The organism is Streptococcus anginosus (assembly GCF_900636475.1).
Lineage (GTDB): Bacteria > Bacillota > Bacilli > Lactobacillales > Streptococcaceae > Streptococcus > Streptococcus anginosus.
Genome location: NZ_LR134283.1, coordinates 706,032 through 731,048 on the forward strand (window position 1 = coordinate 706,032; position 25,017 = coordinate 731,048).

Annotated in this window: 22 protein-coding genes, 1 tRNA gene and 1 pseudogene; 1 reads left to right on the forward strand and 23 read right to left on the reverse strand. The window is 39.4% G+C overall.

What is annotated here, in order from left to right:
• The first annotated feature begins 45 nt into the window (after positions 1-45).
• On the forward strand, positions 46-1,188 hold the full coding sequence (locus EL079_RS03510; protein ID WP_022524408.1) for a site-specific integrase: 1,143 nt from the start codon (positions 46-48) through the stop codon (positions 1,186-1,188).
• 73 nt (positions 1,189-1,261) lie between these two features.
• Here EL079_RS03510 and EL079_RS03515 read toward each other — a convergent pair.
• From EL079_RS03515 to EL079_RS03630, 23 genes and pseudogenes are all read right to left on the reverse strand, one after another.
• Positions 1,262-1,333: transfer RNA gene (locus tag EL079_RS03515), tRNA-Arg, on the reverse strand.
• Positions 1,334-1,372: 39 nt separating this feature from the next.
• Complete coding sequence (rplS, locus tag EL079_RS03520) at positions 1,373-1,720, reverse strand: 50S ribosomal protein L19 (protein WP_003024326.1); 348 nt, start codon at positions 1,718-1,720, stop codon at positions 1,373-1,375.
• Positions 1,721-1,871: 151 nt separating this feature from the next.
• Positions 1,872-2,831, reverse strand: coding sequence for an ROK family glucokinase (locus tag EL079_RS03525; RefSeq protein ID WP_003030959.1), 960 nt, complete (start codon positions 2,829-2,831; stop codon positions 1,872-1,874).
• 104 nt (positions 2,832-2,935) lie between these two features.
• Positions 2,936-6,115: a carbamoyl-phosphate synthase large subunit gene (gene carB, locus EL079_RS03530; RefSeq protein WP_003030643.1), complete on the reverse strand. Its 3,180-nt coding sequence runs from the start codon at positions 6,113-6,115 to the stop codon at positions 2,936-2,938.
• 27 nt (positions 6,116-6,142) lie between these two features.
• On the reverse strand, positions 6,143-7,231 hold the full coding sequence (locus tag EL079_RS03535) for a carbamoyl phosphate synthase small subunit (RefSeq protein WP_003030647.1): 1,089 nt from the start codon (positions 7,229-7,231) through the stop codon (positions 6,143-6,145).
• Between the two features lie 38 nt (positions 7,232-7,269).
• Positions 7,270-8,193 (reverse strand): aspartate carbamoyltransferase catalytic subunit, encoded by a 924-nt coding sequence (locus EL079_RS03540; protein ID WP_003030623.1) that lies wholly within the window; start codon positions 8,191-8,193, stop codon positions 7,270-7,272.
• A gap of 58 nt (positions 8,194-8,251) precedes the next feature.
• On the reverse strand, positions 8,252-9,520 hold the full coding sequence (locus EL079_RS03545) for a uracil-xanthine permease family protein (protein WP_003030641.1): 1,269 nt from the start codon (positions 9,518-9,520) through the stop codon (positions 8,252-8,254).
• A 4-nt stretch (positions 9,521-9,524) separates the two neighbouring features.
• The gene (gene pyrR / locus EL079_RS03550; RefSeq protein ID WP_003024846.1) at positions 9,525-10,046 is read right to left on the reverse strand and encodes a bifunctional pyr operon transcriptional regulator/uracil phosphoribosyltransferase PyrR; all 522 of its coding nucleotides are present in this window, start codon (positions 10,044-10,046) and stop codon (positions 9,525-9,527) included.
• A gap of 280 nt (positions 10,047-10,326) precedes the next feature.
• Positions 10,327-11,238 (reverse strand): DNA-binding protein WhiA, encoded by a 912-nt coding sequence (whiA, locus tag EL079_RS03555; protein WP_003030645.1) that lies wholly within the window; start codon positions 11,236-11,238, stop codon positions 10,327-10,329.
• Positions 11,235-12,212: a YvcK family protein gene (locus EL079_RS03560; protein WP_003030625.1), complete on the reverse strand. Its 978-nt coding sequence runs from the start codon at positions 12,210-12,212 to the stop codon at positions 11,235-11,237. Before EL079_RS03560 ends, whiA begins: the two co-directional genes overlap by 4 nt.
• On the reverse strand, positions 12,209-13,099 hold the full coding sequence (gene rapZ / locus EL079_RS03565) for an RNase adapter RapZ (protein ID WP_003030653.1): 891 nt from the start codon (positions 13,097-13,099) through the stop codon (positions 12,209-12,211). Before rapZ ends, EL079_RS03560 begins: the two co-directional genes overlap by 4 nt.
• Before the next feature lie 151 nt (positions 13,100-13,250).
• Positions 13,251-13,673: a nucleoside-diphosphate kinase gene (gene ndk, locus EL079_RS03570; RefSeq protein ID WP_003030661.1), complete on the reverse strand. Its 423-nt coding sequence runs from the start codon at positions 13,671-13,673 to the stop codon at positions 13,251-13,253.
• A gap of 78 nt (positions 13,674-13,751) precedes the next feature.
• Positions 13,752-14,708 (reverse strand): CPBP family intramembrane glutamic endopeptidase, encoded by a 957-nt coding sequence (locus EL079_RS03575; protein ID WP_003030640.1) that lies wholly within the window; start codon positions 14,706-14,708, stop codon positions 13,752-13,754.
• Positions 14,708-15,346: a TIGR01906 family membrane protein gene (locus EL079_RS03580; RefSeq protein WP_003030630.1), complete on the reverse strand. Its 639-nt coding sequence runs from the start codon at positions 15,344-15,346 to the stop codon at positions 14,708-14,710. Before EL079_RS03580 ends, EL079_RS03575 begins: the two co-directional genes overlap by 1 nt.
• A complete protein-coding gene (locus EL079_RS03585) occupies positions 15,336-16,109 on the reverse strand; it encodes a TIGR01457 family HAD-type hydrolase (RefSeq protein WP_003030638.1) in 774 nt (257 codons plus the stop codon). Before EL079_RS03585 ends, EL079_RS03580 begins: the two co-directional genes overlap by 11 nt.
• Positions 16,110-16,202: 93 nt before the next feature.
• The gene (locus EL079_RS03590; RefSeq protein ID WP_003030635.1) at positions 16,203-16,829 is read right to left on the reverse strand and encodes an NUDIX hydrolase N-terminal domain-containing protein; all 627 of its coding nucleotides are present in this window, start codon (positions 16,827-16,829) and stop codon (positions 16,203-16,205) included.
• Complete coding sequence (locus tag EL079_RS03595) at positions 16,813-17,556, reverse strand: acyl-[acyl-carrier-protein] thioesterase (RefSeq protein WP_003030665.1); 744 nt, start codon at positions 17,554-17,556, stop codon at positions 16,813-16,815. Before EL079_RS03595 ends, EL079_RS03590 begins: the two co-directional genes overlap by 17 nt.
• Positions 17,557-17,559: 3 nt before the next feature.
• Positions 17,560-18,690 carry a radical SAM family heme chaperone HemW gene (gene hemW / locus EL079_RS03600; RefSeq protein WP_003030655.1) on the reverse strand — a complete coding sequence of 377 codons (1,131 nt, stop codon included), beginning with the start codon at positions 18,688-18,690 and terminating at the stop codon, positions 17,560-17,562.
• Positions 18,691-18,814: 124 nt separating this feature from the next.
• Complete coding sequence (locus EL079_RS03605) at positions 18,815-20,455, reverse strand: hypothetical protein (protein WP_003030632.1); 1,641 nt, start codon at positions 20,453-20,455, stop codon at positions 18,815-18,817.
• Positions 20,445-21,188, reverse strand: coding sequence for an ABC transporter ATP-binding protein (locus EL079_RS03610; RefSeq protein WP_003030627.1), 744 nt, complete (start codon positions 21,186-21,188; stop codon positions 20,445-20,447). The genes EL079_RS03605 and EL079_RS03610 overlap by 11 nt, the downstream gene beginning before the upstream one ends.
• Before the next feature lie 127 nt (positions 21,189-21,315).
• Positions 21,316-21,856: pseudogene (locus EL079_RS09790) on the reverse strand (DUF1697 domain-containing protein).
• A 30-nt stretch (positions 21,857-21,886) separates the two neighbouring features.
• Positions 21,887-23,875, reverse strand: coding sequence for an excinuclease ABC subunit UvrB (uvrB, locus tag EL079_RS03625; protein WP_003030651.1), 1,989 nt, complete (start codon positions 23,873-23,875; stop codon positions 21,887-21,889).
• A 90-nt stretch (positions 23,876-23,965) separates the two neighbouring features.
• A complete protein-coding gene (locus EL079_RS03630; protein WP_003030658.1) occupies positions 23,966-24,925 on the reverse strand; it encodes a CPBP family intramembrane glutamic endopeptidase in 960 nt (319 codons plus the stop codon).
• Positions 24,926-25,017: the final 92 nt, after the last annotated feature.

The window sequence follows — 25,017 nt, forward strand, 5'->3', positions numbered from 1 at the left end:
CCAAGATAAAACCTTGGTTATCGATTTCTTAGAAAAGAGGTAACCATGTCACTATACATTACGCAACGCGGAGGGAAAAAAGGGAAGTGGTCTTATCGGATCACTGACAAAAAAGGGAACTATATTACATCAAAATCAGGATTTAAAACCAAAAAAGAAGCTGAAATTGAAGGTTTGACCCAAGAAATTAAATTACATCAAGGAAAGGTCATTGATAAAAACATCAGTCTCTTTCAACTGTGGGAAAAATGGTACCATTTAAAAATCATCCCACTCAATAAAATGGATTCTACACAAAACAAGCATCGCTTGCGTGGAAAGTTTATTCAAAAATACTTTGGAGATTCACCTGCTGTATCCATCACATCCAGCCAATATCAAGCATTTATCAATAAATACGCTGAAACAAATTGTCGTGATAATGTCAGCCGCCTAAATGCAGAGATACGAAGTGTCCTTATTTTTGCTAGACAAGATAAGCTTAGTATAGATTTATTCACAGAAGGGGTTGTACTATCTGGCAGAGAATCACCAAAGTCTAAGAATGAAAGATATATCCATAGCTTAGAAGATTATAAAAAACTTTGTCAGTATCTAGAATATCTCCTCGATTATCAAGAATCCGTCATTCCATACCTCTTATATATCCAACTGAAAACAGGTATGCGGTTTGGAGAAGTTCTTGGCTTAACTTGGGATTGTATCCATATTGAAAATAAGACCATTAAAACATATAGACGCTATGATTGCACAAGAAAACGCTGGACAAAAGCTAAAACAGAAACTTCTATCCGTGACGTTCCGATTGATGATACTACAGTCTCTATTTTACAAAAACTAAAGGCTGAACAAAGGTATGTTTTAAGAAGCCATCAAGTTTCTAATCCAGACAAATGTTTGTTCTTTGATAAACAATCTGGACTACCTACAAATTCAGCAGTCAATAAACAATTAAAGAAGATACTATCTGAATTGTCTATTACTCCTTCAAATATGACTAGTACAGGTTTAAGACATACTTACGCAAGCACACTTCTGGCAATGGATATAGACATCTGGGCAATCGCCAAGAATATGGGACATAAAGATATTCAGCAAATCAGTGAGACTTACGGGCATTTAATCAAAGAAAAAGCTATCCGTGAAGACAATAAAATCCGTGACTTTTTCCACGGTTTAAGCCAGTAAAAACTATTTTGAACAAATTTTGAACAAAAATAAAAGAAACGCTGATTTATCAACGTTTGAAGCCTTTGAAATATGTCCCCTGCCGGAATCGAACCAGCAACTACTCCTTAGGAGGGAGTTGTTATATCCATTGAACTAAGGGGACTAGAGAAAAACTCTGCCAAGTGACAGAGTTAATTCCACATTAACGGCGAATTTCTTTAATACGCGCTGCTTTACCTTGCAATGCACGAAGGTAATACAATTTCGCACGACGTACTTTACCGTAACGAACAACTTCAATCTTTTCAACACGTGGTGTGTGAAGTGGGAAGATACGTTCAACACCTACACCGTTAGAAATTTTACGAACAGTATAGTTTTCTGAAATACCAGCACCTTTACGAGCGATAACCACACCTTCGAAGATTTGGATACGTTCGCGATTTCCTTCGACAACTTTCGCGTGAACACGAACAGTGTCACCAGGACGGAATGCAGGAATATCAGTACGAAGTTGACCTTCAGTCAAACTTTGGATTAATGGATTCATTTTTCTTCTCCTATCTTACTAATCTTACAGTTCAAGACCACAGCGGATTAGTCGTTTTCTAGTGCTTCCATTACACACTAACTAATATCATAACAAATTTTGTAATAATTGTAAATGCCTTATTTGGATTATTTTTTCCATTTTAGTAGAATTATTGAAGAACCAATGAAGCTGCTCCAATGACTCCTGCATCATTTCCAAGAGTTGCAAGTGCAAGTTTTGTGGATGTACGCACTTGGGGGAAAGAATTTTCTTCATAGAACTTACGAACACCGTCTAGTAAAAATTCACCTGCTGCAGAGACGCCACCACCGATGACAATTGTTGACGGATTTAAGATTGAGCCGATATTCGCACAAGCAATACCAAGATAACGTGCAAAATTCCGATAAACAATGAGAGCTAGCTCATCACCAGCTTTAGCCAAATCAAAAACAATTTTTGCATTAACGTCTTCGCCGTTGTCAATCAATTGTTTCAGCTCTGCATCACCAGCATATTCATCAGCGTAGCGGCGCGTTAAATTGACAATTCCCGTTGCAGAAGCTACGGTTTCTAGGCAACCTTTTTTACCACAAGTACAGAGAATCGGCTGATCAAAATCAACTGTGATATGTCCCAGCTCTCCAGCTGCTCCAGCTATACCGTGCAGTAATTTTCCTTCCGCAACAATACCGCCACCGACACCTGTTCCAAGAGTCATAAACACAACATCTGGTTGGTTTTCACCAGCACCTTTCCAACGTTCGCCAAGAGCAGCTACATTTGCGTCATTATCAATAAAGAAAGAAATACCAGTTGCTTTCTCAATCTTTTCTTTTACAGGTTGTAAAGTTTTCCAATTGAGATTATAAGCCCCAATAACGGTTCCTTTTTCACGATCCACAACGCCAGGCGAGCCCATGCCGATTCCTATGAAATCTTCAGCTGAAAGGTTTAATAAATGCAAGCGATGGTTAATCGATTCAATCATATCATCAACAATATGACTGCCTTCATCTAAAATATTTGTCTTAATAGACCATTTTTCTTGAACTTCTCCTTCTTGGGTCAGAATCGCAAACTTCACCGACGTACCACCTAGGTCAATCCCAATAATTTTTTTAGACATGCTACTCTCCTCTAATAACTTTTTTTCATTCTCATTATATCAGATTTTTTACGAATTGAAAAGGTTTGCATAGAACTTAATATCATGACAAAAAGAATACCGCTCTAAATTGCTTCTGTCATAAAGCTACGACTTTCTAAGACCTTTAGCATTGCATTAGCTGTATCAAGTGCTGTAAATAGCGGCACTCCATGCTCAATGGCTGATTGACGGATAGCCTGACCGTGTTCATCTGCTGTTCGTTTTGTTCCGACTGTATTGATAATCGCCTGAACCTTACCTTTGCGAATAAAGGCTGGAATATCATTATGATCATCTGTACCAATTTTTTCAACCAATTGCGTCAAAACACCATTTTCTTCAAAGAATTTCGCTGTGCCTTGTGTTGCTAGAATGCTATATCCGATCGCTGCAAAACGCTTCGCTAATGTGAGGGCTTCTTCCTTATTTTCATCTGCAATCGTAAAGACAACATTGCCAAAGTTTGGAAGATGTAGATAAGAAGCTTCAAAAGCCTTGTATAAAGCTTTTTCAAGAGTTGCATCTGTTCCCATAACCTCACCTGTCGATTTCATTTCAGGACCAAGAAGGCTATCTACCTTGGCTAACTTGGTAAAGGAAAAAACTGGCGCTTTTACATGTACTTGTTTGCTTTCTGGATAAAGACCGTCTTCATACCCTAGCTCCGCCAAAGTTTGACCTAAAATCAGTTGAGTTGCCACCTGTGCCATAGGAATATTTGTCACTTTCGACAAGAATGGCACCGTCCGGCTAGCACGAGGATTGACCTCAATGACATAAACCTTCTCATCTTTGATGACAAACTGAATGTTCATCATACCGATACAGTGAAGTCCGATAGCCAATTTCTTAGTATAATCGGCGATAGTCTGCTGCACTTGAGCAGATAAGGTTTGCGGAGGATAAACAGCCATAGAATCACCTGAGTGAACTCCAGCCCGTTCAATATGCTCCATAATCCCTGGAATCAAGACCTGACGACCGTCTGAAATAGCATCTACCTCACATTCCTTACCGACAATGTAAGAGTCCACCAACACCGGATGATCAGGGCTAGCCTTGACAGCAGTTCGCATATAAGAACGAAGATCTGCTTCATTCTCGACAATCTCCATAGCCCGACCACCTAGAACGTAGGACGGACGAACCAAAACAGGAAAACCAATCTTACGAGCAGCTGCTACCGCTTCTTCTTCATTCGTCGCTGTCTGACCTGGTGGCTGCGGAATATTCAAATCCTTAAGAGCCTGTTCAAACAAATCACGATCTTCTGCACGGTCAAGATCAGCCACTTGAGTACCTAAAATTTTCACACCAGCTTTTGACAATGGTTCAGCTAGATTGATAGCGGTTTGTCCACCAAACTGAACGATAACTCCCTTAGGTTTTTCCAGTTCAATGACATTCATGACATCTTCAAAAGTCAAGGGTTCAAAGTAAAGCTTATCAGAAACCGAAAAATCTGTTGAGACCGTTTCAGGATTACTATTCATAATGATTGCTTCATAGCCAGTTGCTTGAATAGCCTTGACCGAGTGCACGGTCGCATAGTCAAATTCTACTCCTTGACCAATCCGAATAGGTCCAGATCCCAACACTAGAACAGACTCTTTTTCTGACTTGATTGATTCATTTTCAAAAGCATAAGTAGAATAAAAATATGGTGTGCTTGATTCAAACTCAGCTGCACAGGTATCAACCATTTTATAAACTGGAAGAACCTGCTCTTCTTTACGAAATTGACGTACTTCTTCTGCTGTCGTTTTCCAAAGCTGAGCTAACTTAGTATCTGCAAAGCCGTTTTGCTTAGCCTGCCTAAGCAGATTTGCATCTCCAATATGAGTCATTAACTCCTGCTCTAATTCATGGATGTGAAGTAACTTATCCAGAAAGAACAAATCAATCTTGGTTAGTTTTGCAATTTCTTCGATATCATAGCCACGGCGGATTGCTTCAGATATATAGAAAAGACGATCATCCTGAGCTTTGACGACTTTTTCCAGTAAATCATCATCTGCCACTAGATTTAGTTCTGGCATTTCATTATGATCAACACCAATTTCCAGAGAACGGCAGGCTTTGAGCAAACTTTCTTCGATATTACGTCCAATAGCCATGACTTCTCCTGTTGCTTTCATTTGCGTTCCCAGATGACGTTCTCCATGTTCAAATTTATCAAAAGGAAAACGTGGAATCTTCGCTACCACATAGTCCAGAGCCGGTTCAAACATAGCATAAGTTGTACCTGTGACCGGATTGATAACTTCATCTAGTGTTAAGCCAACGGCGATTTTTGCAGCCAATTTAGCAATAGGATAGCCTGTCGCTTTAGAAGCCAAGGCAGACGAACGAGACACGCGCGGATTGACTTCAATGACATAGTAATTAAAGCTATGTGGATCCAATGCCAACTGCACATTACAGCCACCTTCGATTTTTAGAGCGCGAATAATTTTCAAGCTAGCATCCCGCAACATTTGATTTTCATAATCCGAAAGAGTTTGCGTTGGTGCAAAGACAATGGAATCGCCTGTGTGTACACCGACTGGATCAAAATTTTCCATATTGCAGACCACCAAAGCATTGTCAGCCGCATCACGCATAACTTCGTACTCAATTTCTTTGAAACCAGCAATAGAGCGCTCAATCAAACACTGAGTCACCGGAGATAATTTCAGACCATTTTCTGCAATCTCTCGCAATTCCTCCTCATTGGCACACATTCCGCCGCCAGTTCCCCCTAAGGTAAAGGCTGGGCGAACAATGACTGGGTAGCCTATTTTCGCTGCAAAGTCTACCGCTTCTTCGACTGTATTTACAATTTCAGATTCCGGAATAGGCTGTTTCAGCTCTTCCATGAGCTGCTTGAACAAATCACGATCCTCAGCTTGGTCAATAGCCGACAGCTTGGTTCCCAAAAGTTCGACCCCCAGTTCATCCAAGATGCCTTCTTTAGATAATTCCATTGCCATATTGAGACCTGTTTGCCCACCCAAAGTCGGTAGAAGTGCATCTGGTCGCTCTTTCCGTAAAATTCTTGTGACAAATTCCAGCGTGATTGGCTCAATATAAACCTTATCAGCAATTTCCTTGTCTGTCATAATGGTTGCAGGATTGGAATTAACTAAAACGACCGTGTAGCCCTCTTCTTTCAAAGACAAACAAGCCTGCGTTCCTGCATAATCAAACTCAGCAGCCTGTCCAATAACAATGGGACCAGAGCCAATCACCATAATTTTCTGAATATCTGTACGTTTTGGCATGTCTTTCTCCTATTTCTAATCCATTGCTTAAAATGAACTATGCTGTTGTTTAAAAGCATCAATCATTTCCATAAACTCATCAAAGAGATAACTGGCATCATGCGGCCCTGGTGCAGCATCAGGGTGAAACTGCACTGAAAAAGCAGGGAAAAACCGATGTCGCACACCTTCAATAGACTTGTCGTTGATTTCCTCATGTGTAATCAACAACTCGCTCGGAAAATTTTCCCGACTAACAGCATAACCATGATTTTGGCTGGTAAAATCAATCCGCCCTGTCGCAATCTCTCTGACAGCATGATTGAAACCACGGTGACCGAATTTCATTTTATAGGTCTGCGCTCCATTTGCCTTACTAAAAAGTTGATGTCCCATGCAGATACCAAAAAGAGGAATTTTACCTTGAATCCCTCGAATCATGTCTAGCACTTGCGGTACATCATCTGGATTACCTGGACCGTTGGATAACATGACACCGTCAGGGTGAAGGTGGAGAATATCTGCTGCACTTGTGTCATAGGGAACAACTGTCACATTACAATTGCGTGCCGCTAATTCACGAAGAATCGAATGTTTCAAGCCAAAATCAACTAGCACGATACTAGAACCTGAACCCGGTGCTGGATATGGCGTTTTCGTTGAGACTTGTTTGATATTGTCAGTCGGTAAAACGGTCGCCTTCAACTGATCTTGCAGATGCACCATTTGGTCGCCTACATTGGCTATCGTTGCTTTCATCGTTCCATGCTGCCGAATGATTTTCGTCAATGCCCGTGTATCTATACCAGCAATTCCTGGAATTTTCTTGACCTTTAAAAACTCGTCTAGGGTCATCTGATTGCGCCAATTGCTCGCTCGGCGTGCCCACTCATAAACGACCACTCCCTTGCAAGTAGGAGTGATCGATTCATAGTCGTCGCGGTTGATTCCATAATTTCCGATTAACGGATAAGTGAAAGTCAAGATTTGCCCATTGTAAGACTGATCTGTAATAGATTCTTGATAACCGGTCATACCTGTATTAAAGACGATTTCTCCGGTCACATCAATATCAGCCCCGAATGCCTCTCCTTCAAATACTGTTCCATCTTCCAGAATTAACAAGCGTTTTTCCATTTTCCCCTCCGTTTGTTCTTACAGCAATACCTTAGTGTCTATTGCTCTTTTCGTCCATTTAAAACAGACTCAATAATTGCCATACGGACAAATACACCATTGGTCATTTGCTCTACAATCCGTGATTTTGGAGCTTCTACCAGATGATCTGCAATTTCAACATCGCGATTGACTGGAGCTGGATGCATGATGATGGCTGTATCTTTCAGTCTGTCATATCGTTCCTGAGTTAAGCCATGCAATCTATGATAATTTTCTTTTGAAAAGAGTGAATCATCATCATGACGTTCGTGCTGCACGCGCAGAAGCATTAAGACATCCACTTGGTCAACGACTTCATCAAGTGTGACAAATTGCCCATAAGCTGCAAATTCTTCACTTCTCCATACCTCTGGACCTGCAAAATAAAGTTCTGCACCCAGGCGCTTCAAGATTTGCATATTTGACTTGGCCACGCGCGAGTGATCTAAGTCGCCTGCAATCGCAATCTTCAAGCCGTCAAAATGCCCAAACTCTTGATAAATGGTCATCAAATCTAGCAAACTTTGACTCGGATGTTGTCCAGAGCCATCACCACCATTCACAATTGAAGTTGTAATCGTTGGACTTTCGACTAATTCCTTGTAATAGTCCACTTCTGGATGACGAATGACACAGACATCCACTCCGAGCGCTGACATGGTTAAAATCGTATCATATAAGGTCTCTCCTTTGTTGATAGAGCTGGTCTTTGAATCAAAATCCAACAGGTCACAACCTAGCTTTAATTCCGCTACTTCAAAGGCTTTATGTGTTCGCGTAGAGGGCTCAAAGAAGAGATTAGCGATAATATGCTGTTCATCATAATGAGCTTTTGCTCCATTTTTAAATTCAATGCCACGTTTGATTAAACTTAAGACTTCCTCATTGGTAAGAGTTTCCATAGAGACAACGTTTTTAAGAGCGATTTGATTAGATGACATGGTGTATTTCTCCTTTTATTAGATACAGCGTTTCTTTCAATAAAATTAAGAATTCAAACTAATTTTTAGGTTCAGGCAAGATAAGATAGAGTACAATACCAAGAACGGTTGACAAGGCAACCCCTGAAATTTGCAGACCTGAAAGTTGAAGCGTTAAGCCGCCAATCCCTGCGACTAAAATTACACTGGCAATTAACAGATTTTTCTTATTATCAAAGTCTGTTTGTTTTTCAATTAAAATTTTCAAACCACTAGAAGCGATGACTCCAAAGAGCGCAATAGAAATACCGCCTAGAACTGGAGTTGGAATGGATTGTAAGAGTGCCGATACTTTTCCGACAAAACTCATCACAATCGCAAGTACTGCTGCACCTGCAATCACATAAACGCTATAGATTTTATTGAGAGCCATCACACCGATATTTTCACCGTAACTCGTTACTGGTGGCGCACCGAAAATCCCAGCGATAACTTGTGCAAGACCATCTCCGGCAAGAGTTTTATCCAATCCTGGGTCTTTAAAGAAATCTTTTCCAGTCAAGCTATTCAATACCATAACATGACCAAAGTGCTCCGTCATAGTTACAAAGGCAATTGGAGCCATTGTTAAAATTGCACTTGGATAAAATTTTACATTATAGTCTAAGAAAGGAAGGTGCATAGGTGGGACATGGAACCATGAAGCTTGAGAGACTTTTGCAAAGGAAATAATTTCTTCTCCTGTTACCACTCCAAGAATGAGCGCGAAGACATATCCGACAATCAAGCCTAACAGCACTGGAATAATTCCAACAATCTTTTTACCATAGATATTAAAGAGGATGACTGCAAAGAGAGTGACAATTCCAATGATGAAATAAGTTAAATTGTATTTACCGTCTTTTAGCATGACATCATTTACAGCTGTGCTTGCTAGGCTTAGTCCGATGACCATAACGATTGGTCCTACAACAACTGGCGGCAAAATCTTATCAATCCAAGCATTCCCAGCGAACTTCACAATAAGAGCTACAATGAAGTAAACCAAACCACCTGTAATGGCACCTTGAGCGACTGCTGCGATACCGTCTGTTTTCATCAACATTTGCATAGCTGCAATATAAGCGAAACTAGACCCCATATAAGCTGGCACTTTGTACTTGGTAACTGTTAAGTGTGCCAAGGTTCCTAGACCGCTTGAAAACAAGGCAACTGCTGGGTCAATTCCAACCAGAATTGGAACAAGAACCGTTGCTCCAAACATGGCAAACAAATGCTGAAAGGACAATCCTACAAGCAAACCAGGTTTTGGCATATCGTGTACATCATATTTCACATCTTGACTCATTTTCTTATAACTCCTCCGCAATCAAGACACGGTCTTGACCATCCTGTTCTATCATTTCCACAATAATTTCTTCTGTTCGACTAGTTGGAATGTTTTTGCCCACATAATCTGCTCGAATCGGCAACTCACGATGCCCACGGTCTACTAAAACAGCCAAGCTCACGCGTGATGGACGTCCCAAGCTAACTAGATTATCAATAGCAGCACGAATGGTGCGTCCTGTATAGAGGACATCATCTACCAAGATGACTTCGCGGTCTGTAATATCAACAGGAACATGTGTTGTATCTTCTTCCACTTTAAAATCATCGCGGAATGGTTTGGTATCCAACTCACCGATAGGTACATCAATCTTTTCAAGTTGCGCTAATCGTTCTTGAATCCGCTGTGCAATGTAAACACCCCGTGTTTTTATACCAATTAAGACAATCTTGTCTAGCTCTTTGTTGCGCTCAATGATTTCATAAGTGATCCGTGTAATGGCACGTTTCATTGTCAAACCATCAACAACTTCTTTTGTTTTCATGGAAAACCTCCTGTATAAAAAGTTAAAAGAAAAAGTCTCCTTCACAAGGAGACTTCAGAAAATCTAGGTAAGCATAGAGAAACTGCTAACAGCCTCACTGTACTATACCATCTTATACTTTGACTCCTTGTCTGCCTCACGGGACAGATTTAAAGGATTATTTAATTTTTATTACTATATCACACTTTTTGAAAATCTTCAAGAGAAAACCGTAAAGTTTTAATGGAAATTTTCAAATTGATTCCGCCTATAATATATAATCCCCATTTCTTTGCATTTTCTACAACTCATTTGCGATTTTATTGATTTTCCTCAAGCGATGATTGACACCACTTTTCGTCAAAGGCTTATTCAGACTATCTGCTAGCTGCTGAATAGAATAATCAGGATGATTAACGCGCAGATAAGCAACTTCCTGTAAATCAACAGGCAAACTTTCTAAACCAACTGTGTCAATGATTTTGCTAATGTTATGAATGGTTTTCATGCTAGCTGTCACCGTTCGAGCAATATTCGCCGTTTCCGCATTATTCGTCCGATTCAAATCATTTCTAGCCTCTCGCAAGAGCTTGACCGACTCAAACTCAGTCATTGCTTTCATAGCCCCAATCACAATCAAAAAATCCATAATGTCCTCAGCTCGCTGCAGATAGGTTACTGAGCCTTTTTTGCGCTCAATTGTCTTGGCATCCAATAAAAACTTTCGCATCAAAGCTGCTAAATCTTCCGCATGGTCAGAATAGACCGATAAGATTTCCAGTTGATATTTCCCAGAATCTGGATCACGCATACTGCCCGTGGATAAAAATGCTCCTCGTAAATACGATCGGCTCGCTTCATCATCTGATAAAATAGCTTGGTCAATGCCTGCTTCAATCCCAAAAAAGGAGTCTGCCAAGTGTAAATCGGCTAAAATTTGTTCCACACCTTCGTCTAAAAAAACAGTATAAACACGGTTTTTCCGAAGATTCGCTTTTTGATGATGACGAATATCCGATTTGACTTGATAAAAAGCTGCCAACAATTCATAAATGTGACGAGCGATTTTTGCATTTTCTGTCGTAACAGATAATGTTAAGCCTTGACTAGAAATTCCTAAACTGCCTGACATCTTAATGATAGCCGATAATTCCATTTTATCTTTTTTGCCTAGGCCAAGCAGTTCTTCTTTCACTTTAATGGTAAAACTCATTTGCGCACCTGTATAATCTGCATAAGTTCATCGACGACTGATTCACCATCATGAAAAGCTCCGCCATTTTCCAAGCGAAGAAAATTAGACGAAATGACACGAGGTACTTGCTCTTTCAAACCTTTAAAATCATGCTCAACCTGCACCAAATACTCATCAAATTTATTAGAATTCATATACTCTTGAGGAACTTCCTCAATATTCACCAAAACAGTATCAATAAATCGTTTTCCTAAATGTCGATGCAAAACGGCTACATGGTCACTATCTGTAAAATGCTCGGTTTCACCACGCTGGGTCATAATATTGCAGACATAAGCGATTTCCGCCTTTGTTTCTAAAAGAGCTTGTCCAATTTCTTCAATCATCATATTGGGTAAGATAGAGGTAAACAATGACCCTGGTCCCAAAACAACCATATCACTTTCTAAAATCGTCTCTACCACTTTGCGACTAGCCACCGGCTTCTGGTCATTATAGGTATTGGTGACATAAACTCGTTCAATCATACCTTGGTGTTCTGCGAGATGACTTTCTCCAGCGACTTCGCTTCCATCAGTAAATACAGCATGAAGCGTTAAAGGTATATCACAAGACGGATAAATTTTGCCAGTTGTGTGGAAAAACTTAGTCAGTAGCTGCATAGCGTTGTAAGTCGACCCTTGCATTTCTGAAATACCTGCAATAATCAAGTTCCCAAGTGGATGTCCAGCTAAAGCACCGTCTTCAGCTGCAAAGCGATATTGAAAAACTTTTTCATAAAAGCGCGGCATGTCCGATAAAGCCACCAAAACATTTCGCAAATCACCGGGCGGTGTCAATTGTTGAATGTTTTTTCGCAATTCCCCCGAACTTCCACCGTCATCAGCGACCGTCACAATAGCAGCAATGTCTACGTCTTTCTTACGCAAACTGTTCAAAATGACTGAAATTCCGGTTCCACCACCAATAACAGCAATCTTTGGTCTCCTCATGAACGATTCACCGTTTCCTTTCTGCGGTCTTTGTCTCGATGTGATGAGTGAACGGTCCATTCGCTTGCCAAATCATCTGCTAGACGTTGTGCAAAAGCTACGCTTCTGTGTTGACCGCCTGTACAACCAACCGCAATTGTTAAAACAGATTTCCCCTCTTTTTTGTAGCCCGGTAAAATCGGTTTGATAAGAGCCACTAAGTGCTGATAAAATTCTTCTGACTCCGTATGATTCATCACATAATCATAAACTGGTTTATCAAGTCCTGTTTGATTGCGAAGTTCTGGTTGGTAATATGGATTTGGTAAAAAACGTACATCAAAAACAAGGTCGGCATCTAGCGGAAGACCATATTTAAAGCCAAAACTCACCACCTCAATACGAAACGATTGAAGCTTTGTCTGATCTGAAAAATGCTCAGAAATGGTTTTACGCAACCCGCGCGGTGTTAATTCAGTCGTATCTACCACGTTTTGACTCATGTTTTTCAACGGTGCCAGTAACTCACGTTCTAGCTTGATACCATCTAAAATACGACCGTCTGCTGCTAAGGGGTGGCTACGCCGCGTTTCCTTGTAACGTGCAACTAATTCTGTATCTGCCGCATCTAAAAACAAAATCTTAAAATCAAGTCCAGCGTTACTTTCAATCTCATCTAGAACTTTCTGAATCTCAGAAAAGAAGGAACGACTACGCATATCTACAACCATAGCAATCTTGTCGTTGTCTTGCGTTGTTTCGATTAACTGCAAAAATTTAGGAACCAGCGTGGGGGGCATATTATCAATCGTAAAATAGCCCAAATCTTCAAAAGACTGGATGGCCACGGTCTTTCCCGCTCCACTCATTCCCGTCACGATAACCAAATGAATTTGTTTGTCTGACATATCTCCTCCTTGATAAAACAATCAATTTTCAGTATATTAAAACATTTCCAATTCCTTTTTATTATAACACACCCAGTACAATTCGGATAGTAAAAAAGAGAGAACAAAAGCAATCGCTATCTGTACTCTCTCGAATTTATACTACTATGTTTTAATGATTACCAAACCAAAGCGCAATTTCCCGTTTGGCAGACTCTTCAGAATCTGAACCATGAACAACATTTCGAATCGTTTCACTAGCTTCAGCTGCTTGTGCAAAATCTCCGCGAATAGTTCCCGGTAGAGCTTCTTCCGGACGAGTAGCGCCCATCATGTGACGCCAACCTGAAATCACTTGACTTCCCGATAAAACACCGATAATCACAGGTCCGCTTGTCATATAATCACGGATTGAAGGATAAAAATCTTTCGTTAATAGGGCTTCATAATGCTGATCAATTAACTCATTTGAAATATTGGTTCTCATTTCCAAACGTTCGATTTTATAACCACGTTGTTCTACGCGCTTCAGTACTTCTCCAACCAAGCCACGTTTTACGCCGTCTGGTTTTATAATAAAAAATGTTTGTTCCATGATTGACACGCTCCTCTTTTGTTACCTTTATTTTATCATAAATGAAAGAAAGTTGAAAGTCCTTTCAAAAATCTTCTTTCACAAATGACTTATCAAGGTCAAAGATGTTAAGAACATGAAGATTGCAAAAATCCAGAACCAAACAGAGCGAAAAGCTTGCTTATAGGTTCCTGAAAATGAACGATTTTCTTGTACATACATCTTTATGTCTGTTTTGTTTTTAAACAGGAAAATTACTGCGACACTTGCACCGACTAGCAGGATAAATAAGTGTAAGAGACCACCTATATCGTCCGGCAAAAACGAATACAAATAAGTTAAACCATCTCCAATGACCAAGTTATTAAAAACATGGAAAACCATTGCCCAGAGAATTGAATACTCCAAGGTCACATAAGAGAAGATAATTCCAACAAAAGCCGCAAAAAAGAACTGCGGGATATTTCCATGAAATAAACCAAATATGAGGGAAGACATCAAAATCGCAAAGACTTTTCCATATTTTTCAAATGTTCGTAAGCCTGCCCCGCGAAAAATCAATTCTTCTGAAACAGGACCGAAAAAACCTGCATACAAAAACATCGTTACACTATCTGAGCCTGCGGAAGCTGATTCAATGGCTTTAAATAAGCTAAATCCAAAGATATTCAACACTGCTTCGAATATTTGATTAAAGAGTACAAAACCTAATTGACCCAGAAGTAAGAATGATAAAACTATCCCAAACGTTTTTGGCATCATGACCCTTTTCTGCGTTCGTAAATCAGACTTAAATAATTTTCCGTCCCGATACAACCAAAAGATAAATACTCCTGCACAAACAGCAATTAGATAATAGCTGCCATCGCGTGACATAAAACTTTCCGTTGCTTTTTGGATTCTCTCAAGATTTCCGGGATAACGAATCGCTTGAAACAAAGTTACAATCGTTTGGTAGATTAAGCTAATCATTGTCATGACGAAAACATAAATCAGACATAAAGCAGAAAATAAACTAACATCTTTTCGCACTTGCTGATTGACTGTGACTGGCATCAATTTTCCTCCTTCTTCAAATAGCTTTTTCGATTCCACAAGTATAACCCCACAGCAAAGCCTTCATAAAGAACAAAAAACAAAAGAAAGGCGTGGAGGAAAAATTCTTCTGGTAATATCCAAATAACAGGATCTTTAGCAGGGTCAAAGAGCCAAGTATTGTCTCCGACAAATAAAATCTGATGAAAGAGAGTGAAAAACGCATCAAAGCCAATCCCCAGCGCCACACCAGCAATTACAATAGGCAACCAAATAATAGCTAAAATCGCCTTTGAAAAGACAGATAGATATCTTTTTTTTATAATGTTTTTTACAAACAAACAAACCGCTGGTAAGGTTGCCAGAAAAGCAACTTGCGCCAGATGAAAAAGATATTTCACGACTTGAAAATGGTGCAGACCTGCTGCTGATGAGCGAAAATTAGGCATGGAGAGCTTTTGCTGAAATGGATTGGTTAGGTAAATCATCAAAATATTGAAATTGTGCTGAATGGTTGCAGATTTGAGGTAAACTTGATTTTCTAAATGCAACCAAGAAACTTCCAAAGGATAAAACAGCCAAGTCAGATAAATGGTCAACAAAATAGCTACTGCTAAAAAGCAGAGCATACTCAGCCAAAAGGTCAGTTTAATGCGCATCGAAATCCCACTCCGCTAGGCTAGAAAGTACATAATCTGGTTGGATTGGCAAGTCTGGCACTTCTTCTGATTTCGTAAAGCCAGTTGTCACCAAAAGTGTAGGGATATCGTTGTCAATCCCAGCCCGAATATCCGTCAGGTAATTATCCCCAACCATTATCACTTCTTGCCGCGGTAGTCCTAGATGCTCAACCGCCTTTTCCATGATAATTGCATTTGGCTTCCCGATATAAACAGGTTTCACACGAGTTGCTACTTCAATGAGAGTAATAATCGATCCTGCTCCAGGCATGAGACCGCGCTCCGTTGGAATATTAAGATCTGGATTGGTTCCTACGAAATGAGCTCCTTTTTGAATAGCTAAAGTAGCAATTGACAATTTTTCATAGTCCACTTCCCAGTCTAATCCAACAACCACATAATCTGGGTTATCAGTATCTTCGATATAGCCAGCTTCTGCAATGGCTTGCTTAAGTCCGACATCACCGATAACATAGACTTTCTTGCCTAGATTTTTATCATTTAAGTAGTCAACCGTTGCTAAAGTCGCTGTATAAATCGTTTCAATCGACGTTTCAACATTGAATTGTTCCGCTAGCATTGTTTGAACAGTCTCAGGAGTACGTGTCGTATTATTTGTCACAAATAAATATGGAAGGTTGCGACGCTGTAATTCATGGACAAAAGCTTCTCCCGCTGGGATTCGGTCTTTTCCTTTATAAATCGTTCCGTCTAAATCAATTAAATAGCCTTTATAAGTCACTCATTTTCTCCTCTAATTTAAAAGCTTAAATACTCCTCTAATCTATATAAATTGAAAATAGTTTTCTATTTCAACTTTTAAATCTATACTTTATTAATCAAATCGGGTTTCCCAGTTATTGGATGCCTGCGCCTCAAAACACATTGCAATTTGTTGAGTAGTCGTTTTAGATTCAGATAATGCTGGCAATGCATCTAAAGCAAAATAACCACAAGCTATCGTCTCAGCATTTGCTCTAAACTCCCCACCTAAGCTCGTACACAAAACAAATATTTTGGTAATGTGATGTACTGAGGTAGAGTTTCCTGGATTATTTTTATGTTTATCTAAAACGGCAATCAGTTTGTCTGCCTGAACTTCTAAACCTGCCTCTTCTCTTACTTCTTTTATTGTATTGTCCTTTACAGACTGATCCACATCACACCATCCGCCCGGCAAAGCCCATAGTCCGTTTTTTTCTTGAACAAGCAAAATCATATTGTCTTTAAAAATTGCTGCACGTGTATCCAATTTCGGTGTTTGATAACCCGTTTCATTACAAAACAGATCTTTTACTTTTTCAAGTGGCATACCAGAAGGAGTGACTAGCATTTCAGCTGCAATCTGACGAATCTCCTGAAATCGCTCAATATCAAATTCATCCTTGCTATAGGCTAATCCATTTTGTGCTAAAGTTTGCAGACGAGTCGCCCATTCCAACCATTTACTCTGCTCTGTCATCCCATCTTCTCCACATTATACTTGCCTGGGCATTGATATCACCATCACTAGAAATCTGATGATTACTCTCCAAGCCCTCTAAATTATAGCTGGAGGTAATTTGTCCGCCAGGTCGGACCTCCTTGACATACTTAAGATGAATTTTTCTAGGAATATGTTTCATGAGAAAATCTGCACCCATAACCTCAAAAATCCAGTCCAAATACTTACTGTTATTAACATGACCGTTCATATCTAAATCGTAAAAACGGACATGGTAATCTTTGCTAATTGGTTCTTTCAAATCTGGATACTTCGGACCACGAATCAATTTTTTAGAAAACTCTGCTTCATAAGGTGCAACAATCTTTGGCTCTACTGCATGCACTTTTCTACTATCTCTATCCATAAGGACAAAAGTAGCCAACATATTAATAATAGCATTTCCTGCTTCATCATAAATAGTAAACCGACGATAACAGAATAAACGATTATATGACAAAGCTTCTGTTTCAATCGTCATTTCTTCCCCAAATTTAGGCAGCCGTACTACATCAATATCATAATCCGTGATAATCCAGACTAGATTATATTTTTCCAGCATAGATTTGTCACTAATCCCCAAATCAATGGACTGCAGCCCTGATACCTGTAATGATAGCAAAATAACATCAGGTAGTTTGATATGACCATTCATATCTGCCATATCAAAAGGAATTTTCATTTTCATTTGATAAGTTAAACCCATAATCTACTCCAATATAAATTTTTCTGCAACCGTATCGCCCAAAAAAAGACCTTTTTTAGTCATACGGACAATGTCTTTGTCAGGTACTAAGAGCCCTTGCTCTGTCAGTTCTGTTACAACATGACCGTACTGCCGATCAAAAGAAACACCAAATTTTTCCTCAAAGCGTTGTTTAGAAATACCCGACTTCTTGCGCAATCCCAAAAACATTTCTTCTTCCATCATCTCTTGCTTGCTAAGATGTTCCTCACTCACACGGGCATTACCTTTTTCAACCGCCTCTAAGTAATGACGGATAGGACCATGATTCTTGTAGCGAACCCCATTGACATAGCCAGAAGCCCCAGCTCCGATACCAAAATATTCCGCATTGTCCCAGTACATAAGATTATGTCGACTCTCAAAACCTGGTTTAGAAAAATTGGAAATCTCATAGTGCTCAAAACCAGCTTTTTCTAACTCCTCAATGATGTATTCAAACATCTCTGCTTCTAAATCTTCTTTAGGCAGAGGGAGTTTTCCACGTCGCATCCGATTCATAAAAACCGTGTGATTTTCTAAAATTAAGCTGTAAAGACTCATGTGAGGAATATCTAGCGCAACAGCCTTGGCTACATTTTCTCGTACATTATCCATAGTTTGCTTGGGCAGCGCATAGATCAAATCAATCGAGATATTGTCAAATCCAGCCAGCTTCAGATTAGCGATGTTTTCATAGATATCTTTTTCTAAATGACTGCGACCAATTTGCTTGAGCATGCCATCGTCAAAAGTCTGAACACCTAAAGATACCCTATTCACAGGTGAAACCTTTAAAACAGCAATCTTATCCGGATCCAAATCCCCTGGATTGGCTTCAATAGTCAGTTCTTCTAACAATGACAAATCCAGCTTTTTCGTCAGCTCTGCCAATAAAAACTCCAGCTGCTTCGCTGAAAGAGCTGTCGGTGTCCCACCACCGATATAAAGCGTTTGTAAATGCTTTATATCATAAGAAGTATATTCTTGAAGCAAGTGCTCTAAGTAGGCATCAACTGGCTGATTTTTGATAAAAACCTTAGAAAAGTCACAATAATAACAAATTTGAGTACAAAACGGAATGTGTACATAGGCAGAAGTTGGTTTGGTATACATAGTATTTATTATAGCATAAATTTAGTATATAGATGTTTCAAAGCGCACATAAAAATTTATAGACTCTTATCAATATATTCTTGCTAAGCAATAAAAACATAGTAAGTATTCAAAAACTTTCAGCTTAATTTTCTACTTCAGCTTGAACTTTTTTCAAATAATGATTTGTCAGTAAAAATGCCATCATTGCAAGAGCAATCAGAAAGGTACCTGCTAACAAATAGCCCACTAAATCTGGTGATACCAAAATGAAATAAGCGCTCATTGCAATAATGATTATGTAAATAATCATAGCAACAATGCCCAAAATCATCTTTAGTAAATTATTTTCACGATTAAATAATTCCGTCACATTCGACCAGTTAGTAACTTGTAGGCGTTTGTCACGATGATATCCCCAAGCACTCCATGCTAAGCAGGTCAATGTCCAAGCTATAATCATCAAGACAATAGCAACTGGTTGCACGCCGACAATAAAGGAAAAAATTGTCAATAAAATGAATGGTAAAATGGATTGAAGGACAAATAAATTCCAAAACTTAAATTTAAGATAACGTGCCATATCAAAGGGTAATACTTTCAAATAATCATAATTTTCACGTTCAAGTGAAATGCCAATTCCTGTTAAATTTGCTCCACCTGTATTTAAACTTGCTACAAATGTTGCTATCAACATCAGTGGAAAAGCAAATCTTGTTGTCAAATAAGGAGAAATCATTTCACTATTCTGCATAAAACTAGCCATTAACGGAATTAGAATAAAGTAAGGTAACACACTAGGCATCAAAAGAGTTTGTAATAAGACAGAGCCATCACTGATTAGGTTTAATTGATAGCGCAACACAAACTGCGAAAAGTTTCTAAGTCCATTCATCTTGAAAATTTTCGTTCGTTTTTGTCTATTGACCGTTGCTGTTGTGGTCATTGCAGCTTCATAAAATTCTGGTAAAACCTTTCGCTTAACAATTATAAATAATATAGCGGCTACGACTACCCAAGCTCCCATTCCCAGCAAGGAATTCAAAGCAAAAGGTTGCATACTGAAAGCATGAAAAATCGTCATTGGCGGAAAATAAGCAGGTTGATCTTGCAATATTGCGTTTTTAACGTTAGAGTTATTTTGCAAATTCACCAATAAAATCGCACCAAAAGCCATTATTGTAGCAAGAGCCAGTAAAATATTAGAGGCAAGCTTTTTATATTTCCTAAAAATAGTCGTTTTCGTAATAAAATGAACACCAACTAAAAGAAGGAAAATAAGTGTCGAAAACAGTACTCCTAACGAAATAAGCAGAATAGGGATTGCAAGCCAGATTGGTTGACCTGATTGCATTTGCAAACCAATAAAGTAAATAACAATGGGAAACACTCCCATTAAAGTAGTTAAAAGAACAGAAAATCCTTTCCCAACCATAATTTCGCTCTCACTAAAGGCATAAGGTCGGTAAGCTTGCAAGTCTTTACTTTCATAAAAAACATTGTAAAAGGAAAGAAATCCCTGTGCAAAGATGAAAAGATAAAAGACGCTGACAAAATTCGAAAATAGCCCAGGATTCTGAGCAAGCGGTAAAAAAGCACCCTGTACACCAAATATACAAGCATACAAAATTCCAGCATAGAGATAGTTCATCACTAGATTTCTAGCAACATTTCCTTTTTTCTTTGGATTTTTTTGCTGTTTTTTACGATAACTAGAAAGCCTAGTTGATTGCGTCGTATAAATGATATTTGCATGAATGAGGGAGCGAATCGCTTTAAGACGCATCAGGACTCACCTCTTCTCTACGACCTGCCAAACTAAGGTAAATACTTTCTAAGGATTTTTCAGGATGTTGACTTTTCAATTCCTCAATCGTACCGTAAAACAACAATTCTCCCTTTTTGAGAATGGCAATACGGTCACACAATTGCTCTGCCACTTCTAAAACATGGGTTGAGAACAAAACAGTATTTCCTTTGTCTGCATGCTCTCGCATCATTTGTTTGAGGTCAAAAGCCGCCTGCGGATCCAAACCAGTTAAAGGCTCATCCAACACCCAGATATCTGGATCAGACAAAAGAGCACCAATGACAAATACTTTTTGTCGCATTCCATGTGAAAACGATTCAATAACTTCATAGCGATGAGCTGTAAAATCAAATAATTCCAGTAGCTCCGTTAAACGTTTCTCATAATCTGAAGGACTCATATCATAAGAAGTTCCAACCAATTCCCAGAATTCATTTGCTGTCAGACGTAAGAATAAATCCGACGAATCAGCTACATAACCAATTTTCTTCTTGATTGCCAACCGATTAGCTGCTAATTCCTTACCATCCACAAAAATCTGACCATGCGATGGATTAATTACACTAACCAATGATTTAATCGTTGTTGATTTTCCAGCACCATTGTGGCCAATTAATCCTACAATTTCTCCACTCTGAAGCGTTAAATTCAGATGATTCAACGCTATCTTGTCATCGTACACTTTTGTAACATCATTAAATTCAATCATAAATTCTCCTATCTACTGAACGTTTCCAGCATGATGAAAATAAAAGTAAAAACTCTTTTTCTTTATTCAAACATATATATTTATTAACAATTTGTCATTAGTTTTCCAAAAAACAAATAATGCCTCTTTAACTAGTATCCGCCAACTCCAAAATTTTCTGAAAGATTTTCACATTGCGAATTGTCAAAGACTTGTAAAAGCTAGATTTGAGTAGCTTCTTGTGGTAGTTGAACTTGAGATAGTCAGTCTGGTCGCTATTTCTGTAAAAGAAGGCTGTCTGACCGAAATGCAGCAGCTCCCTGTCATTTGCCCAGGTTCTCGCCTCTTCCTTTATCTGCTCGCGACTGGCTTTCGGCAGGTAAAAGAGGACATCACGCCGATAGGCTGCCTCATCCTGCCACCAAGCAGGCAGTTTTGCCACTTCTTCTTAGAGAATAGCAGAGCTGAGCAGGACAAAAGAGATTGGAAAGTCATAGGATTGACTAAAATAAGCCGTCAGAATCTCCCTAATCTTCTCCCCGTTCTCCTGACTGTCAAAAAAGAGATCGCCACTGTTGATGAACCGGATTATCAAAGCCCAGCTCCGCCAAATCGGCCTTCAAATCAGCCATAGCTACCTTGTTTTTCCCACCGACATTAATGCCGCGAAGTAAGAGAATGTAACGCATTCTTCTTCCCTTTTTGCTTTGTTTATCTTTCTAATCCACCGCCTTAATCTCCAAAATCATATCGCGGATTTGGGCGGCCAGCTCGAAGTCCAGAAGACCAGCAGCTTCTTGCATTTGTCCTTCTAGCTTTTTAATCATATCCTTGCGTTCCTGCTTATTAAGACTTTCAATATCTACCACTTCTTCCTTGTCTGGTAGAGTGGCTTTTGTCACACTGATTAGGTCACGGATTTCTTTCTGGATTGTTTGCGGTACAATACCATGTTCTTCGTTATAAGCCATTTGAATCTGACGACGACGGGCAGTTTCATCCATAGCTTTTTGCATGGAATCTGTAATCGTGTCCGCATACATGATGACGTGGCCTTCACTATTACGGGCAGCCCGACCAATGGTTTGGATCAAACCACGCTCATTACGTAAGAAACCTTCCTTGTCTGCATCAAGAATGGCAACCAGACTAACCTCTGGCACATCAATTCCCTCACGCAACAGGTTAATTCCGACTAAAACATCAAAGACACCTAACCGCAGGTCGCGGATAATTTCTGTCCGCTCTAAAGTCTTGATATCTGAGTGCATGTATTTGACCTTAACACCCATTTCTTTAAAGTAATCCGTCAGATCTTCTGCCATCTTTTTAGTCAACGTTGTGATAAAGGTTCGCTCATTCTTCTCTGCACGCGCATTGATTTCCCCTAAAAGATCGTCTATTTGCCCCATAGTCGGACGCACTTCAACTTCTGGATCCAGCAGTCCAGTTGGTCGAATAATTTGCTCAATTACTGTATCCGTCTGCTCTCGCTCATAATCCCCTGGTGTAGCAGACACGTAAACAATCTGGTGCACATGACTTTCAAATTCTTCCCGACGCAACGGACGGTTATCCAAGGCAGAAGGTAAGCGAAATCCATAATTAACCAACATTTCTTTCCGAGAACGGTCACCATTATACATACCTTTGATTTGCCCCATAGTCATGTGACTTTCGTCTACCATGATTAAAAAATCATCAGGAAAGAAATCTAATAAAGTGTAAGGTGGCTCACCTTCACTCCGTCCGTCCATGTGGCGAGAATAATTCTCTACACCATTCGTGTAGCCCATTTCGCGCAGCATTTCAATATCATAGTCCGTTCTTTGCTTCAACCGCTGAGCTTCTAAAAGCTTCCCTTCTCTTTCAAAAAAGCCTAGCTGATCTTCTAATTCCGCTTGAATTTTACCAATGGCAATTTCCATATTTTCGTCATTGGTCATAAAGTGAGTGGCAGGGAAAATAGCTAAATGGTCTACTTCGCCCAACACTTGACCTGTCAATGCTTCCACTTCTCGAATGCGGTCAATTTCATCCCCGAAAAATTCCACCCGAAAGGCATGTTCATCGCGAGAAGCTGGGAAGATTTCCACAACATCGCCACGCACACGAAATTTTCCTCGTTGAAAGTCAATATCATTGCGCTCAAATTGAATATCAACCAAATCATTGAGAAGTTGATCCCGTGAAATCTCTAAACCAGGTCGCAGACTGACCACGCTATCGGAGTATTCCTTAGGCGAGCCCAAACCATAAATGCAGCTGACTGATGCCACAACAATCACATCGTTGCGCTCCAAGAGAGCCGAGGTTGCTGAGTGACGAAGTTTGTCAATCTCATCATTGACCGAGCTGTCCTTCTCAATATAGGTATCACTAGAAGGCACATAGGCTTCCGGTTGGTAATAGTCATAGTAAGACACGAAGTATTCAACCGCATTGTCAGGAAAAAACTCCTTAAATTCACCATAGAGCTGACCAGCCAGAGTTTTATTATGAGCGATAACTAGGGTCGGTTTATTGACCTTTTGGATGACCTGACTCATAGTATAGGTCTTTCCAGTTCCTGTCGCTCCCATGAGAATCTGAGCTTTCTCACCACCCTCTATATTATCCACTAATTGCTCAATCGCCTGTGGTTGATCTCCTGAAGGCTCATACTTGGAAACTAATTTAAATTTATTGTCCGTAATTCTATTTATCATTATTCTTTTCCTCTATACAATCTTCTCTTATTTTATCACAATTCTTAAAATATCACTGACTTAGGATATAAAGAATCTCACCTAGTAAAACTAAGTGAGATTTGATTTTCTAAATTGCAATGCTGTAGGCAATTTTTCTTCTTTTTTAAGAGACCAATACAGATAGGCAATACTGAGAATTAACACCAGACTGGTGAAAATAGAACCTTCTGCACCAAAAGACCCACCCGAAAGCCAATCTACACTGGATTTCGTATTGTAGGCAAAGACAGAAGCTTCTGCTCCCTGACCACTGACCTGAATACCATAAATATTACCTTGAACAAAATTCCAAGCCCCGTGGATACCAGCCAGACCCCACATATTGTCCGTTTTTAGCATGTAAAAACAAGCGAAAATACCATCAAGAATAATGTTGATAATCGAAAGAAGCGTTACACCGGGATTTAATAAATGGAGAGCACCAAATAGACCAGCAGAAATTAAGATACCGACCAAAATATTTGACTTGGCAGTAACCGTAGGAAATAGCCAACCACGCGTCACCAATTCTTCTGTTCCGCCTTGTAAAATCCAAAACGGAATCAAGGCGATGATAAAGAGCAAGGGTTCCAAACTAAGATGGTTGAGTTCTAACCTACCTAGACCTGTCAGCAAAAGCAAGACAACTATGAGAGAAAACTGTGCCGCTCCAATCAAAAATCCTTGTCCTAATTCTTTAAACCAATTTTCCTTAAAAAAACCAAGACTTGAAAAAGGTCTTTTTTCAACGCACTTCACCCAAAGAAAGAGAGCCAAAGAAATAAAGAAAAAGAGGAAGAGTTGAATGAAAATCATATAATGCGATATCAGTTTTTGTATCATTACAAAGCCCGCCCCAGAATGAACAAGGCCAAGCACAAGACCCAGCAGTATCGAAATTGGAACCAATGCAAGCCCACCGACAATTTCACCTCCATAAACAAAAACAATCGAGAGGATAATTGCCAACCAGATAGGCGGAATGTAACGGGACTGTTTCACATTATCAAGCATACGAGATTTAAACATAAAATTCCCTTTCTATTTTTTATTATTATATCATATTTATTTTACGCAAATCAAAAAAGAAATTATCGTCCATGTTATAAAATCTAACATAA